This is a genomic window from Candidatus Binatia bacterium (assembly GCA_029248525.1).
Taxonomy (GTDB): Bacteria; Desulfobacterota; Binatia; order UBA12015; family UBA12015; genus UBA12015.
Window position 1 is genome coordinate 50,182 of the sequence record JAQWJE010000053.1, and the last position, 17,166, is coordinate 67,347.

The 17,166-nt window shown below is 59.1% G+C and carries 14 protein-coding genes; 9 read left to right on the forward strand and 5 right to left on the reverse strand.

The features are described from left to right. Positions 1-188: 188 nt before the first annotated feature. Complete coding sequence (locus P8K07_17725; GenBank protein ID MDG1960363.1) at positions 189-1,094, forward strand: AEC family transporter; 906 nt, start codon at positions 189-191, stop codon at positions 1,092-1,094. A gap of 10 nt (positions 1,095-1,104) precedes the next feature. Here P8K07_17725 and P8K07_17730 read toward each other — a convergent pair whose 3' ends face one another. Further along, positions 1,105-2,016: a lysophospholipid acyltransferase family protein gene (locus P8K07_17730; protein MDG1960364.1), complete on the reverse strand. Its 912-nt coding sequence runs from the start codon at positions 2,014-2,016 to the stop codon at positions 1,105-1,107. Between the two features lie 229 nt (positions 2,017-2,245). Continuing rightward, a complete protein-coding gene (locus P8K07_17735) occupies positions 2,246-2,920 on the reverse strand; it encodes an LOG family protein (protein MDG1960365.1) in 675 nt (224 codons plus the stop codon). 150 nt (positions 2,921-3,070) lie between these two features. On the opposite strand from P8K07_17735, the gene P8K07_17740 reads away from it, so the two are divergent. The 4 genes from P8K07_17740 to P8K07_17755 all read left to right on the forward strand — a co-directional run bounded on the left by P8K07_17740 (position 3,071) and on the right by P8K07_17755 (position 8,488). Next, positions 3,071-3,355 (forward strand): hypothetical protein, encoded by a 285-nt coding sequence (locus P8K07_17740; GenBank protein ID MDG1960366.1) that lies wholly within the window; start codon positions 3,071-3,073, stop codon positions 3,353-3,355. A gap of 270 nt (positions 3,356-3,625) precedes the next feature. Then, positions 3,626-4,894, forward strand: a complete 1,269-nt coding sequence (locus tag P8K07_17745; GenBank protein MDG1960367.1) for a CoA transferase — start codon at positions 3,626-3,628, stop codon at positions 4,892-4,894. Positions 4,895-4,941: 47 nt separating this feature from the next. Beyond that, a complete protein-coding gene (locus P8K07_17750) occupies positions 4,942-6,309 on the forward strand; it encodes an NAD-dependent succinate-semialdehyde dehydrogenase (GenBank protein MDG1960368.1) in 1,368 nt (455 codons plus the stop codon). Between the two features lie 142 nt (positions 6,310-6,451). Then, positions 6,452-8,488 (forward strand): trypsin-like serine protease, encoded by a 2,037-nt coding sequence (locus P8K07_17755; protein ID MDG1960369.1) that lies wholly within the window; start codon positions 6,452-6,454, stop codon positions 8,486-8,488. Positions 8,489-8,554: 66 nt separating this feature from the next. Here the strand turns inward: P8K07_17755 and P8K07_17760 are convergent, their stop codons facing one another. Further along, positions 8,555-9,769, reverse strand: coding sequence for a serine hydrolase (locus P8K07_17760; GenBank protein ID MDG1960370.1), 1,215 nt, complete (start codon positions 9,767-9,769; stop codon positions 8,555-8,557). Positions 9,770-10,068: 299 nt separating this feature from the next. Between P8K07_17760 and P8K07_17765 the strand changes: the two genes are divergently transcribed. After that, on the forward strand, positions 10,069-11,325 hold the full coding sequence (locus P8K07_17765; protein MDG1960371.1) for a hypothetical protein: 1,257 nt from the start codon (positions 10,069-10,071) through the stop codon (positions 11,323-11,325). A gap of 78 nt (positions 11,326-11,403) precedes the next feature. Here P8K07_17765 and P8K07_17770 read toward each other — a convergent pair whose 3' ends face one another. Then, a complete protein-coding gene (locus tag P8K07_17770; GenBank protein ID MDG1960372.1) occupies positions 11,404-11,685 on the reverse strand; it encodes a pyrimidine/purine nucleoside phosphorylase in 282 nt (93 codons plus the stop codon). Positions 11,686-11,976: 291 nt separating this feature from the next. Here P8K07_17770 and P8K07_17775 point away from each other — a divergent pair, with 291 nt between their 5' ends. The 3 genes from P8K07_17775 (at position 11,977) to P8K07_17785 (ending at position 16,334) form a co-directional block, all read left to right on the forward strand. Continuing rightward, a complete protein-coding gene (locus tag P8K07_17775; GenBank protein MDG1960373.1) occupies positions 11,977-13,956 on the forward strand; it encodes a right-handed parallel beta-helix repeat-containing protein in 1,980 nt (659 codons plus the stop codon). A 105-nt stretch (positions 13,957-14,061) separates the two neighbouring features. Beyond that, positions 14,062-15,150 carry a hypothetical protein gene (locus P8K07_17780; protein MDG1960374.1) on the forward strand — a complete coding sequence of 363 codons (1,089 nt, stop codon included), beginning with the start codon at positions 14,062-14,064 and terminating at the stop codon, positions 15,148-15,150. A 140-nt stretch (positions 15,151-15,290) separates the two neighbouring features. Next, positions 15,291-16,334 (forward strand): LLM class F420-dependent oxidoreductase, encoded by a 1,044-nt coding sequence (locus P8K07_17785; GenBank protein MDG1960375.1) that lies wholly within the window; start codon positions 15,291-15,293, stop codon positions 16,332-16,334. Positions 16,335-16,391: 57 nt separating this feature from the next. Here P8K07_17785 and P8K07_17790 read toward each other — a convergent pair. Continuing rightward, positions 16,392-17,166: hypothetical protein (locus P8K07_17790; GenBank protein MDG1960376.1), on the reverse strand; the 775-nt coding region annotated here is incomplete at its 5' end.

The following is a 17,166-nucleotide window of genomic DNA, read 5'->3' on the forward strand; positions in this document are numbered from 1 at the left end:
CAGGGATGTTCTTCCGGCCTGGCACACTCTCTAGCAGGGGTCTTCCGGATATCCGAGCCATCGCGATCACCCCCCTTGCTTGACCGGGCTTCGGTCGATCGCCACCGTAGAGTCATGAATTTTTGCAGCATCGCTCTCTGCAAGCGGCGGAGGGACTCCAGGCGCGTCCGGGCTGCGAACTCCGAAGTGTGTTTGGCGACGCGATGGCTCTGATCCTTCTATGCCTGGCCGTGGGTTGGGTTCTGCGAAGCGTCGGCATTCTATCTGAGCAGCGGACCCAAAAGGCTCTTTCGTGGGTGATCTACGTTGCATTGCCCGCCATGGCCTTGTTGCATATCCATGGTATCGAATTCACGGGAGAATGGCTGTTAGCCGCCGCGATGCCCTGGGTCAGCGTGGCGCTGGCCTGGTTGCTCTTTCGCTCGAGGGCATCGCGATATGGTTGGAGCCGCGAAAAGGTCGGGGCTTTGGTGCTGGTTTCGGGGTGGGGCAATACATCCTTTATCGGGATTCCGATGGTGATTACGTACTTCGGGATCGAATGGATCAGTCTGGTTCTGGTCATTGACTCGTTGGGTTCGTATCTGGCTCTGTCCACGGCCGGTATTTTTCTCGCGTCGCGTTATAGCAGCAGCGAGTTGGGAGCTGGCGATATGATGAAGCGCATCTTCGGGTTTCCACCGCTCCTCGCGCTGTTGGTGGCGCTGGCCTGCAATGGCCTTCCGCGGCCGGAATGGATCGAGCAGGTCTTGCAGCCGATTGCGGCTACCTTGACGCCGGTTGCCATGATTGGCGTTGGCGCGACCTTGCAGTGGGGGGCGATCTTCGAGCATCGTCAGGCGATTGCCTCAGGTCTGGCTTACCGACTGGCGGTAGCACCAGCGATTACCCTGTTGATCTACAAGTTGGCAGGGTTTTCGATCGATGGAGTTTCGGCGATCGCCATTTTCGAAACAGCAATGCCACCGATGGTTGCATCCTCTGTCGTCGCGATCCGCTACGGATTGATGCCGCCGCTGGTGGCGGGGATGATCGGTGTCGGCATTCCCTTGTCGATGGTGACTCTCGCTCTTTGGGCGCGAGTTTTGAGCTGATGGCGGGGCTTCAGATTCTTTGCGGATCCGCGGTTTTCTCCATGGCGAAAAACTGACCGAGTTGAAGATCCTTTTCCTGGTAGCGCTCCATGATCCAACTCTCGAGTTCTGTTTCGCTCTCCGGTAGTTGTTCGATCGGGTAGCGCTGCACATGAATATGCACCTTGCCGACGACTCCGCGGACCCATTGCCAAAGAGAGGGGACGCCGCCCTCGTACATGATCGTTGTGTCGTAAACCGCGTCGAGATGGTCGCGGAGTCCGATGACCGTAGCCACGAATCCTTTGGTCCGTGGCAGCATCAGATGCTCGAGTCTGGGCAGATCTCGGCTCTCGGCAAACTTCTGGCTTTGGGCAAGATTTTTTTTGCTGAGCCGACTGCCTTCGACAAACGATACGACCCACATCGAGATATTTTCGCGTTTGAATTTTCCGAAAGTTCGATTGAGAGAAGCTTTGTCCAGACCCCAATCTCGCGTCAGGAAGATGCAGTCCAGAAAAACCATACCCCAGCCGATTCCGGGTATATATTTGATAATATTCTTTACGTACCATTTGAGATCGCCGAGCCGTCTGTTCTTGCGGGCGAGTCGAAAGAGAGCCGGAATGTCGGCAACCGAAAGGTGGTTGGCGGTCAGCAGTACGTTTTCGTCGGCGGGGAGGTCGTCGCCGGTGATCTCGATCTGGATGCCGCAGCCATCGGCTGCCCATATATCGCAGAGGGTCCACCACGTGTTTGCGATTTCTCGGTTGAGCTTGCGGACCAGTTGTCGGGAAACAGGCAAGAACACGAAGCTTGCGATTTGAAGGACGTTACAGATCATCACCGACGCGAAGAGCAGGAGTGATGCGAGCAGTCCCTTGAGGCTGCCGGGCAGGGATGCCGGGAAGCGCGAGGGCTCGGGGAACGGTTTGAGGGACATTGGCCTCGAGTTTAGCGAAATTTCCGGCCGGAAGTCAGCAATGGGACATTAGAAATCTGAGTAGGCATCGACTTTTCCGTCCAGCGAGTGGCAAGATTGGGGTTTCGACGTATTTTCGGGATCGCGATGCTCCGGATCTAGAGATGATCTGCGAGAGGCGCAAGCTCGCCCACGTTGGATTCTCAGGGTTGTTTCCTCTCGCTGCGGTCTCGGAACAAAACGCAGCTTCTCAAATCGGTTTGCCACCCGTGGGCGTGGTGACCTTGTACACTTTCGAGTTGATGCAGGCATCGCCATCGCCTTCGTCGAACTCTTTTTTGGCGCGCTCGACAATTGCCAAAGCCTCCTCGGCATCGGTCGCGGTTACGATATTGTCCAGATCCTCAGGTGAGAGAAAGCCTCGTTGGACAACGGTTCCCTGAAGCCATTGGAGAATTTCACTCCACATGGGGTCGAGCAAGATGATCGGAATCGGACAGATATGTTTCACCTGAGTCAGCTGCAGGGTGTAGAAAAGCTCGAGAGCCGTGCCGATGCCGCCCGCCGTGATGATCACCGCGTTCGAGAGCGCCATGAAGTGGTCGAGGCGGTTCCCGAAGCGCTGGAAGTGCCGCTCCATATCGAGGAAGTCGTTGTGCTCGGTTTCGAAGGGCAGACGCACGGTGAGGCCGATGGAGTTCGTGCCGGAGGCGGCCCTGTCGTGGCCCTTGTTTGCGGCTTCCATCTGGCCTGGCCCGCCGCCCGTGACAACGCTGATCTCGCGTTTGCCCAGCTGGTAGGCCAACTCCTCGACCAGTTGATAGTCGGCATCGCCGGGGGTGGTTCTGGCGGATCCGAAAATACTGACGCGAAAGACCTCGGGGTGTTCCAGCGCGTCTTCGACGGAACGAATGTTCTGGTTCATCCTCTTCTTGATACCCCAGAACTCTCTCGTTGCCGACCGTTCGCGACCTTTAACTCGTGGGCCCGCGAACTCTTGCCGATCACTTCTGCCGCTCGGCTGCCGTAGAGGCCTGTTGACCGCGGGCATCCCGCCGGGCACAGATAGGAAACAATGCCCCAACCCGCTCTCGGAAAAAAGGAACAATGTGATTCCTGCCGCGGCCTTTCGACGAATCTGCGCTCGTTGCCACCACGATTGCGGACGGTATTGATCTTTTCGTTCGCCGCGGTGCACTTCGGTACGGTCGTGGGCCAGTCGACTCTGGGTCGCCTTTGTATCGAGTGTCGTCGCCGGGCGTGGTTTTTCCTGCTGCCGATGGCGTGCTTTCTGGTGCTCGGGGCGTTGACAGCCCTGTTTTTGACGACTCGTCAGATGCCGCTCTTCTTCAAGCTCTAGGTGCATTCCCTGCGCAGCTCAGACCTGCGAAGGTCGGCCTCACCGCCTCCCGATCAGCCGCGTTTTGAGTCCTGGCTGACGAATCTTCGCGCGTTTCCCGTAAACCCCAATTTTTGGGCTGGTTTTGCGATTCCAACAACAGTATCCAACAAGCCTGTGAAGTCGCTTGCCGAGCTTCTCACGATACCATGACAGAGTAGGATGGGCGGTCCCTCAGGCCCCCGAGCGAATCCGGATGCATGCCCGAGATCTGGATGGAGATGATTGAAGATGGCCCGAAGCAAAGCTGAATTGAATGACTTTATTTCCTCGCAACGCGCACAGACGTGTTTCGAAGGCCTTCCCCTGGCGGGGAAGCGGGTGCTCGATATGTCCACCGTAATGGCCGCGCCCTATGCCGCCGCGATGCTTGGGGATGCCGGCGCGGACGTGATCAAGATCGAGAACCCACGCGTGGCCGACGCGCTTCGGACGTGGGGCACGCTCAAGGAACTTGGTATCGAACCCTACCATTCGGTCGTCGGGCGCAATAAATTTCCTGTCACCATCAACCTCAAGGCAGAGGAAGGAAAAGAGATCTTCATCGAGCTGGTCAAGCAATCCGACGTCTTGATCGAGAACACGCGCTTGGGCGCGATGGATCGCTTGGGGCTTTCGCACGAGTCCTTGATGGAGATCAATCCGGGACTGATCGTCGGCAAAGTCTCCGGTTACGGGATGACAGGGCCGAAAGCGGAGCAACCCGGCTTCGGGACTTTGGCTGAGGCGTATAGCGGGTTTTCCTATTTGAACGGAAGTCTGGAACGCGGCCCCTTGAGCCCGCCGATGGCGCTCGCGGACCTGACCACGGGGATTCATCTGGCCTACGCGATCAGCCTCGCTTTCATCCAGCAGGAGCGTGGCGTTCGGGGCGGCCAATTGATTGATATCTCGCTCTATGAGCCACTCTTCGGATACCTGGGCGGGGAGTTCGTAAGCTACAAGCTCACCGGGAACAACCCCGAGCCTATTGGCAACGAGTTGCGCGCCGCGGCACCAAGGAGCGTCTACCGCACCAAGGATGATCGTTGGATTGCGCTTTCGTGTTCGGCACAGAAGCCCTGGGAGAATTTGGCGATTCTGATGGAGCGGGAAGAATTGATCGAGGATCCTCGTTTTCTCACCAACACAGATCGCATCAAGTCGGAGCATCGGGTGGCGCTGAACGAGATCATTCAGGAATGGCATTCGACCCGCACGGAAGCCGAGGCGCTCGAACTTTTCCGTACCAAGGGAATTACCGCGGGTCCGATCTTGACGATGGCCTGTATCGATGAGGATGAGCACTGTCGGGAACGAGGCTCTTTTCGGGTGATCGAGGACCCTTCGACCGGGATTGAACTCGAGATGCCGGACGTGCCCTATCGGCTGATGGGGCAGCCCGTGAAGATTCGCTTCCCGGGGCTCCCGCAGGCTTCGGCCAACGAAGTCGTCTACGGCGAGCTGCTCGGATACGCGGCGTCGAAAGTGGAAGAATTGCGCGAGAAGGGCGCGATCTAGTCGCCCTGGCGACTAGTGATAATGCCGCTGCAGCGGCCTTTTAAAGGATGTCCATTCGCACGAAAAACCCGGCCACCGGTGAATTGATTGCGGAATATCCGACCATGACAGACGCGCAGGTTCGCTCGCGGCTCGACCGGACCGGGGCAGCATTTCGACAATGGTCGCGATCGAGTTTTGCGGAGCGCTCTCGAGTCGCTGGCCGCATAGCATCGCTGATACGCGAACAGTCGGAGGTTCTCGCCGAACTGATTACGGACGAGATGGGAAAGCCGATCGAGCAGGCACGCGCCGAGGTAGCGAAAAGCGCCTGGATGTTTGATCATAATGCCGCTCATGCGGAAGAAGATTTATCCCCGCGCGAGGTGGCGACCGAAATGAGCCGAAGCATGGTCTGCTACCGACCACTCGGGGTCGTCTTTGCGATCATGCCGTGGAACTTTCCCCTTTGGCAGGTGACACGCTTTACCGCGCCGAACTTGATGGCCGGCAATGCTGCGGTCCTGAGTCACGCGCCAATCTCCACCGGTATGGGGCTGGCGATCGAGAGCTTGTTTCGTGATGCGGGTCTCCCGGAAGATGTATTCGCATCCCTGGTGATCGAGGATGCGCAAGCGGCCGGGGTGATCGCGGATCCGAATGTCGCGGCCGTGACCATTACAGGAAGTGGAAGCGCCGGCCGGGCGGTTGCGGTAGAGTCTGCCCGTCACTTGAAGAAGGTGGTTCTGGAACTCGGGGGCAACGACCCGTACCTGATTCTGGAGGATGCGGATCTCGACCACGCAGCCGACTGCTGTGTGGACCTGCGCATGCTGGTCTCGGGGCAGGTCTGTGTTTCACCGAAGCGCCTGATCGCCGTGAACTCGATTTACGATGCCTTCGAGGCTCGTGTGCTCGAGCGGGTATCGGAATATCTTTGCGGTGATCCAAGATTGAGCACCACGAAACTTGGCCCTCTGGCGCGGAGTGACCTTCGCGAGACGGTCCACCAACAGGTCACTCGCACCGTCTCGGATGGGGCGACATGCCTGATGGGGGGGCAGATTCCGGCTGGACCTGGATTCTTCTACCCGGCTACGGTCTTGCGCGATATCCCGCGGGGATCTGCTGCGGACCGTGAGGAGATTTTTGGTCCGGTACTCAGCCTGTTTTGCGCGGATGGCGAGGCCGCCGCAGTTCGTATGGCCAACGATACTCCCTTCGGTCTCGGCGCAGCAGTTTTCACGGCGGATGTCGCCAAGGGAGAGCGGCTGGCTCGGGAGGAACTCGAAGCCGGGACTTGCGCGGTAAACACCTTTGTTTCCTCGGATCCGCGCCTGCCGTTTGGCGGAATCAAACAAAGCGGTTTCGGTCGAGAGAGCTCGGCCGAGGGCATTCGCGAGTTTTGTAATACCAAAGTCCTCCATATTCGATAATGCCGGTTGTCTTCGGACCTCCTCGCGGTTGATGTGCCACCCGCAATGTCGTCTGCGCCTGCCGAGCGTTTTGGCATTCGCTAGGTTGCCTTTATCGGCGTAATTCTTGGTGTTTACCCGGGAATTGGGATAAACCGTCTTTGTGAGCAAAGTGGATGGAAGATTTTCGCTGGTGATCCTTGGCTTGGCCCTCTCTTTGATGTTTGCGGAGGTCGGGCGCGCCGCGGAGCCTGAGGCCCCTGGCATTATCAACGGCAGTCCGAGTTCGGAATTCCCCGGCGTCGGCCAATTGCTCGAGTATCTGGCTCCTGAACTACCGGCTTCTGACGGATTGGGTACGTGCACGGTGACTCTGGTGGGTTGCTCAACTGCGGTTACGGCGGCTCATTGCGTCTGCGATCCGATCAACCGAATCGCAAACGGGGCCGATTGCCAACCGGGCGAAATCGACGCGCCGGACGCCAGTGAGTTTGGAGCTTTCTTCTCGAACCTCGGGATACGGGTGATTTCTTCGATCGAAGTTCACCCGGACTACGATCCAGCAGATAACTTCGATGCGGATGTTGCGGTGCTGCGATTAGGGGTCCCGGTGGACGGGATTCGCCCGATGCCTTTGGCGTCCGGTGCTGCGCCGGCGGTCGGAACCGCTGGCGAGATTGTGGGCTTCGGGGTTGGGGGTGCGGGGACCGCTCTCGGCAGGCCGGGGATCAAACGCTCGGGTGACGTCGAAGTCGCGGCTTGTGCTTTCACGACAGATACGCAGATTTGTACGGATTTCGCGGAACCGCTGGGTCAGCCAGGTGATAATTCGGCACCGTGTGATGCTGATTCGGGCGCACCTCTTCTGGTTGAGTCGGGTGGTACTCTGGAGGTTGCTGGAATCGCTTCCTTCCATGCTGACGACGCCGGGGATTGTGCGCCGCCGAGCCAGAGTCATTATGCGGCAACCGCCTCTGTGGCTTCCTTCCTGGCGGCAGCGTCCGCAGCGGACCTGTCAACCGCGGCCTGTGGTCCTTTCCTCCAAGCGGGCGAGTCAGGCGCGCAGAGTAACTACTGGTTGTCGAATTTAGTGGATCTCGGTCAGGGTTCGTTCGACTCCGAAGAACACTCTTTCGTGGTACCTGCCGGAGCCTCACGTCTGATGGTTACTCTCAATGGCGAGCAAGCGGTTTATCTGGATAACGGATCGGACTTGAGATTTACTGATTTCGATCTGGAGGTTTGGCGGGATGCCGACCCGAACACGATCATATGTTCTTCTGAGGGAGATAGCGTCGTTGAGTCCTGCGATGAAATCTTTGCCCCGCAGCCGGGCAGTTGGACCGCGCGAGCGACCCGCTACTCGTTCGTCGGCGGTGAATACCAACTCGTTGCGAATTATCTCCTTCCCGACGGTACAGAGCCTCCGCAGGGCAACCCGCTGCTCGTCTCGTCGATCCTGCCGACCAGCCGCTCGGTTCAGGTCGGTGATGGTGCAACTGCCTTCGCGACGATTTTGAACGCCGGGGATGGCGCAGGGCAGTCCTGCACCCTGACTTTGGGGAGCGAGATTCCTGCGACGCTGACGAGTTGGCAGACCGACCCCGCAACGAATGCGATTATCAGCGAGGCCAACCCCGCAATCGAGATTCCGGCAGGCGGGGCCTCGACGTGGGTTTTCCGAATTGTGGCCGATGAACCCGTGGCACCGACGGAGGTCGAGCTGATTTTTGACTGCGAGAATTCCTTGGCGGCGACCATCTACCCGGGAATCAATACCCTGCTGCTTTCAGCCTCCGCGGCACCGGTGCCCGATGTTGTGGCCCTGGCGCTGACGGGGAGTGGTAACGGGATTCTCGAAATTGCGGGTTCGTCGGCGGCGTCGGCTTTTGTCACCGCATCGATTAATCTGGGTTCGGCTTCGCCCATGAATGTCACGGCGCGCGCGTCGAGTGCTAACCTGCCGTTGAATGTAGTGATTTGTGAGTCGAACCCGCTGACAGCGGTTTGCCTTTCCCCTCCGGGCAGCGTGGCAAGTTTGACGATGGGCGCCGGTGCGACCCCGACGTTTTCCATTTTTGTGACAGCGCGAGGCTCTGTGCCGCTCGACGCCGCACAGAATCGGATTTACGTTGAATTCCGCGACGCCGACGGAGTGCTACGTGGCTCAAGCAGCGTCGCTGTATCGACGAATGGTTAGAACGAGCGAGGCAAGATCGATTTGAAAAGCTCGGTCGCTCGGACGAGTTGGGCGAGAGGTGGGGATTCAATCGCTGATGGATTTGGTGATCGCTCGGAATAGGGCGATGGTCTCATGCTCCCGGTAGCTCTCCTCGCTGGCAGTCTCTCCGTAGTCACTGTTCGCGGATAGTTTCACGATCACGGTTTTCCTGAGCGGGTTGACGAAGATGAACTGGTTATAGACACCGATTGCTGAGAATTCGCCTTCCGTGCCGGCCGGCACCCACCACTGGTGGCCGTAGCCAAGACCGAACATGGTATTTCCCTCGGCCGGTTGCAGATGTGGGGCATCTGGCGTGACCGAAGCGCGGGTCCAGTCGGCGGGGACGATCTGCGTGCCATTGAACTGGCCGCCAAGCCGGTAAATCTCTCCGAGTTTCGCATAATCACGCGCGGTTGCATTGAGTCCGGCGAAAGCCATTTCCATGTTCTCGTTGTCCAGAAGCCAGTAGCCCGAAGACTCAGCCCCCATCGGTAACCAGATTTTCTCCGACATATAATCGGTGATGGGCTGTCCGGTCGCTCGGACGAGAAGCATGCCCAGCGCCTGCGTGTCTGCGGAATTGTACCGAGCGACGGTGCCGGGTTCGTTTTCCGGCTCGAGTGACTTGGTGAATTCATCCGTGGATCCCCCCCAGGCAAAGATCTTCGCGAAGCGATTGATATCCGAATTCGGATCGCTGTAGTCTTCGTTCCAACGGGCACCCGAAGACATCTGCAGGATGTCTTTAATCCGGACCCCATCATAGGCCGAAGCCTTGAGCTCGGGCACGTAGCGGGTGATGGGATCCTCGATGCTTTGAATTTTCCCTTCATGCACGGCGATGCCGACCAGTGCGGAGATGAAACTCTTGGCAACCGACATGGAGAGCCACGGCGTCTCGGGGCCGCCGGTAAGCCAGTACTCCTCGAATTGGATTTCTCCCTCGTGCAGAACCAGCAAAGCCGCGGTATCAGTTTCGCTTAAAAAATCATCGACGGAAATCGACTTGCCCCGATAGGGAAAGCTCGCCGGAAGCTGGAGGCCTATGCCGGTCGGGAAGACGTAGGGTGCGTCCGCCGGCAGCATTTCCGATGTGGGATAAAACTCTCTGGTGCGATGGAAATTTTGATATTGTTCAGCGCCACTGAAAAGAGTCGCGACCATGTAGATGCGCTCGAACCGCTCCCGAAAGAAAATGCCACCGATAGCGATGGCTGCGATTACGATAAGGACGGTCGTCCCGAGGAATTTCTTCATGAAGGTCTCTTTCTCGAAAAAGGGGCTCTCCGGCGGGTGGGCATTCGGTGCAGAAATTCAGGGATACCGGGACGATCACAGGAAAATCGACTTCCGCACCCTAGTTGGATCTATCCAGGTTGCAAGAAGGTGTGTCCGTGACCGACCGGGCATGTCGGCTGCCCCGTGAATGCTGCGGGGTAGCTTGAGTTTGCATCGGTCGCCCGTCTGTCTGCGTTTCGGGGCTGTCGCTGGTAAAGAGTCGCCACGTTTGCGGTCAAGCACCGAGCCGTGCCTGCGATTTCCGGAGCAAAGGAGAAATGATGACGAACTGGATGAATTCACGAATGTGGACTGGGAATTTCCGAAAGGCGGCTCCGTTGCTTTGCGCTCTGATGCTGGCCTCCTGCAGCGGGAGTTCCGTTCCCGATTGTCCGGATCTGGTGGGCGAGTGGTCATCATCCACTTACAACGCCTTCGGGGTGACTTCCGATGGCGAGAATCGAAAGCTGCCCGACACCTTGATGACGCTCGAGATCACCGAACAGGGTGGCTGCAGCTTTCGTGCTGTGAATCGTTGGAGCAATGGCGAGTTTGGTCGCGCGGAGTACGTGGCCGGGCTGATCCATCAAGGCGACGATGGCGTGACGCTTGTGGAGCTACCTACAACACCCGAGGATGTTACGACCGGTCGCGTTGCCGGCAAGTTGCGCGGCGATCATATGGATTGGAGCTATGTTGGCCTGCGCGATAACGACCGCATCGCGACGGTGTTTCGTACAGTTCTGTCACGCGAGAATACGGTGGACTCCACCGTATGCCCGGACATCTCGGGCGAATGGCGCTCGAGTGAGTATCAGGCCTTGCGCCGGGACGCCTCGGGCGCCGAGACCGTGATTGAAGGTCTCTCGATGGTACTCGAGATCGAAGAACAGGTTGGGTGCACGTTTCGCGGCTACAACGTCTGGTCCAACGGCGAGATCGGAGGCCGAGAAGTAGTGGCCGGCGTGATCCATGAAGACGCAGAATTTGTGTCGATCGTAGAACTCGGCCCGCATCCGATCGACGGCACCAGTGCCGAGATTCGGGCGCGCCTGGTCGACGGCGAGATGGAATGGGCCTACACCGGCTTGGCGATTCGCGGCGATTACGGGATTGTCTTCCGCTCGAAATTATCGCGTTCGGGTGACGTTCAGATGGAAGACGCCTGTCCGGACATGCTCGGAAATTGGGAATCGGGCCGCTACGAGGCCTTTACCGTCGACACGCAGGGCGACGCGTCGACGATTGAGAATCTCGGCATGACCTTGCGGGTCGACTCGCAACAGGGCTGCTTGTTTGGTGGGGCAAACGAATGGAGCAACGGGGAGATCGGTGGCTCCGAGCCAGTCCTCGGCGTGCTCTATGCCGATGGCACCAAAAGCTCGGTGGTCGAGATCGGATTACCTCCCAATGGTGGCTCTGCCGGTTTGGTGACCGGTCTTTTTCTTGGCGAGAACCGGATCCGATGGGAATACGCCGGGCTCGCAGTTGACGGCTCGAAAGCCATCGTCTTCGGCGCCTCGATTCGGCGCTGAGCGATGCAGCCGCCTGCCGACGCAAATTGGCAGGCGGCTTTGAAGTCGGCTGCGGCGCGGCAGCGTTGCGCAGTCCGCTTACTCGTAAGTACAGAGGTAGGCGCTATCCACGGCGATCTGCAGGTGGAAGACCTGGCCGGCGGCCACGGTGAACGAATCGCCGGGCTGGAAGTCCTGCCAGGTATCCTCGCCCGGCAGCTTTACGGTCATCAGGCCCGAGACCACGGTGACGACTTCCTTCTTGCTGGTGTCGAACTCGTAGTTTCCGGGTGCCATGACGCCGACGGTGGCGGGCAGGGTGGCTGTCTGGAAGGCGATCGATTTCACCTTCCCGTCAAAATATTCGTTCACTTCCAGCATTGCGGACTCCTTTTCGGGGATCTCTAGCGCAATGGCGGGGATTTGCCATGGGTCGGCCACGGGAAACACCAGCGTAATCGAGGGATTTTCGGTCTGGACAGCCTGAATCGCCAAAATTCCAACTTGAACGGATTTCGGGATTCCTCTAATTTCTTGGCTTGAATTCAGGTTTATCGCGTTGGCGCTCTGAGAACCTGAGCGCGAAAACCCGGCAGTCTACCCCTCAACCAACTCAGCAACCTACTCAGCAACCTACCTATCAACCTACCTACCGACCGGAGAACCGACCCCATGATTTGGAAACCAGGATTTCTTTGCGCGCTCGCCGGCGTGTTTCTCGCCGCCGCTTTCTCGACCCCCTCCAACGCAGCGGAACTTTGCGTCAATCCCGCCGACGTTGCGTGCTACGCGACGATCCAGGAAGCTGTCGATGAAGCCGCGACCGGCGATGTGATCACGATCCATCCCAAGGCCGACGGCAGCGCCTACAACGAGGGCGTCATCGTGGAGACGCCGGGCCTCACCCTCACAGGATCGGTACCGGGGGAATTGGACAAGATTCTCAACCGGGTCGGATTCGGAGGCGTCAAGGCAGCACTTACGCTCAAGGACGACGACGCGAAAACTTGGTTGAAGAATTACGCCAACGGAAAGGAACTGAAAAAAGAAATCAAGACGCTTGCAAAAGTCGCCCGGCAAAAGATCTTCCTCACGACCTGTCCGGGCGTGATGGTCGAGAGTTGCCAGTTGCGGGGCTGCGGTCGCACCGAGGAGCCGCCAAGCGAGAGTGGAATTCGCGTGGAAGCAAACGACACAACTTTGTCGCATCTGTCCATCCGGCACGGGTTGTATGGTGTTGCCATTAACCCCGATGTGACCGGTACGACGATCTCCAATATATGCTTCCGCGCCAATAGCCGGATGATCGGGAGCGCGGTGCCGCGCGACTGGGACTATGATGCCGGCCCCAATGAGCGAGATGTCGTGGGCGGCAACCACAATACGACCATTCGATCGACAGCGCTGCTCAACGCTTCGTCGGAGTACGGGATTCGTATTGTAGGAGATGATGTTGTGATGGAGGAGAATATCCTCGTCAATACCGATGGCATCGAAGTGAAGGGCGAAGATTATCGGATTTCTCGCAACGCCATCGCTGGCACCAACGACTACGAGTGCCTTGATGTCGTAGGGGCGAATGGCGTCATTACCCAGAACCTTCTCCTCGACTGCGAGGGGGCGATCAAGGTCACAGCGTCAGATGACATGGTTGTGCAGGGCAACCTGGTTCTCGGAAGCAAGAGAAGCCGCGAGATGATTCGATTTGGCCGCAACAGTGGTCAGGTCTCGCTTCGGGCAATCATTCGCCACAATGTCCTGAGGCTGGGTACGGAATCGGGGATGGACCTGGATATAACGGGGGCTATTGTCGAAGGAAATCTGGTCGAGTCCGTCGGTAATCGCTCCTACAATGCCGGGATCGAAATGCAGGGAAGCAACAATATCCTTCGCGGAAACCTTCTGCGGACCAACAGCTACAGCGGGATCCACGTTCGCGTGAATGACGGAGATTTCGTGGAAGCGGGACTGCCTCCGGGTTCATGGAACAACGAAATCCGAGACAACTATGTTCTGGGCAATGGTACGAGCGGCATCGTTCTCGGCGTTGGAGAGGACGTGGGGTCGATGGACTCCAGCCCGGCCAAAGTCCAGAACACTCTGATCGCAGATAACTACGTTCAGGGGAATCACGGCGAAGGCGTCGCGATCGCATCGGGCTCGGATCCGGGAGACTCGTGCCCGATCTACTGCGGTTATGACTCGGGGCGCGATGAGTGGAAGCTCTATACCAGCAATGATTCCTCAAGCTGCCAGTATTGGACCAGCAACGATACCAATGCGAGCGGTGGCGTGTGCGTTGTGACGACCGGAGGCTTCACCGAACAAGACTGCGATGATCTGGCATCGGGAAGTTGGGATTCCGGATCGCAGACCTGTCGTTTTGATTTGCCGAACGATGGCGAAGATCGTTGCCTCTGGTTCGGCGGCACCTGGGATGAGGCGGCTTCGTTTTGCGGTTATTCGGAAGCCGCGATTGCGGCCGGGCTGGCCTTGTTGGCGCCGGAAGCGACAACTCTGAGCGGCAATACCATCGTTGGCAACCGCACCGATGTCTGTAACCAGGGGACCGACACCATCATCGAGGGCAATAACACGATCCAAACCGGCGGGATCGATACCGACTGTGTGGTCGAGACAGGTTCTCGTTAGAAACGGCTTTTCCTGATTAGATGGCTCCGCAACCGGGCCCAAAGGCGACGCAGGCGGTGCGAAAATAGGCTTATCTGAAGCTCGATCTGTGGTAGGTGCTGGCGCATGGGATTTGCAAACTCGATCAAACCATTCCTTTTGTTGGCGGCTCTGATCCTGTTCGCACCGCTTCAGGCCGCGTTTGCCAGCAGCCTGACGGTGGAATCGATTCCGCAGAGCGATGTCCTCTCCACATGGTTCAATAAGCGCGTGATGGTCTTCGGGGTCGAGATCGTGGGCAGCTCATCGGTGACCGATGCCAAGATCCTGCACGCGGCCAGCGTCATGGCCGAGTACCTCGACGGCAACGAAGACGGCGTGGCCGACCAGCCTGCTGTGGTCGCCGCCATGGTCGACCGCAAGGCCACATTGGTGATGTTTCGCAATGTGAACCAGCTGGAGTCCTCGGGCATTTTTGATACCAATGCGCTCGACGATCGCTTCATGCAGGATTGCCTGGGCAACGAGACCAATCCCTCAGACGGCTTTGATGCCAGTCTGGAAGAAGTCCTGCATCTGGTCCATACCGCGGGATTTGCGCCGGTGTATCCGGCCCTGCGGATGGTGCGCGGCAGTGCGCTGAGCAATGCCATGGACACCGCCCGGGGCGGCTATTTCAATGGCACGCCCAACCAATACCCGGCCTCGGCCTGGTACCACTACGACGACGAGACCTGCGAATACGATTGCCATGCGGCCGAATACTTCTACTGGGGGCTGACCTCATGGCTGGGCGCACAAGCTGGGCGCTGCGACGACATCAGTCATGAGTGGGAGCCGTGTATGGCAGCCTTGCTCACCTCCACTGACCCGACACTGCAGGCGCTGCTCACCGACCCGGCCTATGGGCTGCCCACGCGCATCCCTGACGGCAATTATGTGATCGGTAGTCAGGGGGTCTGCGGTAACGGCAATGTCGAGGCAGCCGAGCAATGCGACGACGGCAATCTCAACGGCACCGGCAGTAGTTGCTGCACAAAATCATGTGCCTACAAGCCCGATGGGGCGGCCAGCTGCGACGGGATCCTCTGTACCCGCACCGATACCTGCAGTGCGGGCGTTTGTTCGGCGGGGCCGTGTGCGGCCGGAGCGCCGTGCTCGGTCTGTGGCGGGACCTGCATCGCGCAAACCGGTGTCTGCGAGTGTCAGTACTAGCAAGTCCGTGCACATAGCCCTCGCGCTGGCCTTGCCTTGGCCTCGCGCTGGATTCGCTTCGAGACCGCGTCGGGCTCGCGTCGGGCGGCCTCGTCCTGCGTGGATGCGATAGGCCGACGCAGTCTGCTAAGGATGGGTTCATGAAGATCGGAACAATGCTCAGTTACGCGGCCGGCATGCGCAGCGCCGTCGAGGAAATTCAGGAACTCGAAAAGGCGGGGCTCGACAGCGTCTGGGTGCCGGAGCCCTACGGCTTCGATGCGGTAAGCCAGATGGGTTATCTGGCGGCAAAGACCGAGCGCGTGCAGATCGCCTCAGGTGTCCTTCCGATCTATACCCGCACGCCGAGTCTGCTGGCGATGTCGGCTGCCGGCGTTGACTTTCTTTCCGAGGGCCGCGCGGTGCTCGGGCTCGGTACCTCCGGCCCGCAGGTCATCGAAGGCTTCCATGGAGTCCCCTTCGACTCCCCGGTGCCTCGCATTCGCGAAGTGATCGAGATCTGTCGCAAGGTCTGGCGTCGCGAGATCGTGACCAACGACGGCAAGCACTATCCCCTGCCGCTACCCGAGGGGCAGGGAAGCGGGCTCGGCAAGCCTCTGAAGATCCTGACCCATCCCGTGCGCGAGGATATTCCCATCGTGGTTGCGGCTCTGGCCCCGCGCAGCGTGGCGCAGACCGCGGAGCTGGCTGACGGCTGGCTGCCGGTTTTCTACCACCCAGACAAGGCGCACGTGGTCTGGGGGGATGCGCTCGCGCGTGGACGCGCCAAGCGCGATCCCTCGCGCGCTCCGCTCGACATTCACGCCGGCGGTGCGGTGGGGATTGGCGAGGGCCTCGAGCCCTTGCGCAACGCGGGACGCCACGGCACCGCACTCTACGTTGGCGGCATGGGCGCGCGTGGGAAGAACTTCTACAACGACATTTTTTCTCGTTGCGGCTACCCTGAGGAGGCGGCACTGATTCAGGACCTCTATCTTTCGGGCAAGAAGAAGGAAGCCGCGGCGGCGGTTCCCGCGTCGTATATCGAAGAGACCACGCTCATCGGTCCGGAGAGCTTTGTGCGCGAACGGATCGCGGCCTATCGTGATTCTGGCGTGACCTCGCTCAACGTCAGCTTGGTCGGCGACAGCACGGCCGAGCGCGTGCAGACCATGGACAAGCTGCGCAACCTCTGCGACGCCTGAACCATCTCGAGCGGTTTTCCCTCACCGGCACGCTTCTCGCAGGATATGGGGCAGGTCCTACTCCAGAGGTGTGTAATCCTCCGGGACGGGAACGTTCTGGCTGACGACCTCCCATCGAGTCGCGTCAACGAGCGAAGGGGATATATCACTCGATCCGCGATTGATGTTCACCACGTTGTAGGTGTTCTCGCCGTGATTCTGGAAGTGGAAGTAGATCGGGGTGCCTGCTGGCGCATCGAAGTCCACGGGGATCTCGGCCGGCACACCATTCTCGCCATTGAGATAGAGAGTATAGGGTACGGGATTCGCCACGCTGGTGTTGGCGGGGAGGGGAATCACGACTTCCCAGATGGGCTGGTCGCCGATTTGGATTGCCATATAGGCCTCGGTACCGGTCGGGGCTGTGATCGGGAAATGAACCAGCCGCAAGTAGAGTTTGTCGCCTTGGCGCAGGGAAAGGCGAGAGGGCTGGCTCACCGTGAGGTAGTTACACCCCACGCTGTCGACCTCGAAAGTCTCGAGTCCCCCCAGGACCTCCATCGCATAAGCTCGTGGGTCGCAGAAGGCATCGTCGGGTTTCATGCTGCTGAAGGGGTCTGTGTCGGGAGGCGTCGGCTCCGGTGTCGGTGCCGGCGTTGGTGTCGGAGCCGGTGTCGGCGTCGGTCCACCGGTCTCGGAAAGCACAACGCCGAAGCCTTGCTTGCCCTGCTGCCATTCGATCACGGCATCATCGCCGGGCTCGGGGAAGTCCCGCAGCAGGTAGTCGCCCGAAAGGTCGCGTACAAAGGGCGCGCCGAGGGTCTGGACGCTGAAATTGCTCGACGCAAACTCG